Genomic DNA, 1035 nt, shown 5'->3' on the forward strand with positions numbered 1-1035 from the left:
TGAGTAGATTCGAGATCGATTCCAGCTACTCTCAAATCTGGAAAACTGTCTAGAATTATTCCTAAGACAGCACCTGTACCACAGCCGATTTCTAACAAATTCTCGGTAGGAAACAAATTGAGATCGCGCAATAGCACTTTGTCCCGCCAATATTGAGCTTGTTTAACTAAGCGTTGTTGTTCTTGATGTGAATAGCCATGTATGTACTTTTTGGACAAGTGTTAGTCTCCCAACTGAACTAATTTAGAAGATTGTCGATGAAGTTTATAAATTAACATGGATGATTATAACAAACTTTAATTTGCCAGCACAAGAGTGTGTTAAAATCATCTAAACTATCCTATTGTTTCTAACACAGAATATCTTAATTTATCTGCTGCATCTTCCATTTATACTAGTGATTCAATCGTAATAACATCTGTAATTTAAACACCTAAAATTTGAGCGGCTTTCCGAATGGCTTCCTTCTCCTTTTGATGATAGTCTCTATCAGCTCGGCACATCTTGATCGCTTGATATAAAATAACCTTGGGCGAATTCATGGGAAAATCAAAATTAATATTCTCCAATAGCTCTTCGAGATTAACATCTTTCCAATTCAGGTTTTTGACAGTGGCAATATACTCTTTACTGATTTCTGGCAAATACTCTTCAGTACATCCGAACAAAACCAGCTCATCAATGTACCAATCCAATTCTGCCTCTGCCAGCTCACCCTCTGCACCAGCAATTGCCAACAACACACGACTATAATTAACCGCAACATCAAAGTCACCAGGTTGGTGAATATTGTATTGTCTTTTTGAATAGGGGGATGGTTGCAGTGCCTTGCCGTTACTCATATTTTGTGCTGGATTTGTCTAAGACGGATTTAATACTAAGCAATTTATCCTATACTAAAATTTTAACAATGTCAATTTTTTATAGGGCGTGTCATCAAATAGGTATCAATCTAGTTTAGAAGCGATGCATATCGTTAACAAATATAGAAATTCTACGACTTGTGAGGTAAAAATTTCTGAGGCGCGCACCAAA

General features: G+C 36.6%; 1 protein-coding gene and 1 pseudogene. Both read right to left on the bottom strand.

The features are described 5' to 3' along the window. Nucleotides 1-218, bottom strand: a pseudogene (locus tag F6K49_RS52705) (methyltransferase); the annotation flags it as partial. Nucleotides 219-425: 207 nt separating this feature from the next. Further along, nucleotides 426-842, bottom strand: coding sequence for a TerB family tellurite resistance protein (locus F6K49_RS52710; protein ID WP_293111092.1), 417 nt, complete (start codon nucleotides 840-842; stop codon nucleotides 426-428). Nucleotides 843-1035 lie beyond the last annotated feature (193 nt).

The sequence above is a fragment of the Moorena sp. SIO3I6 genome, from assembly GCF_010672095.1.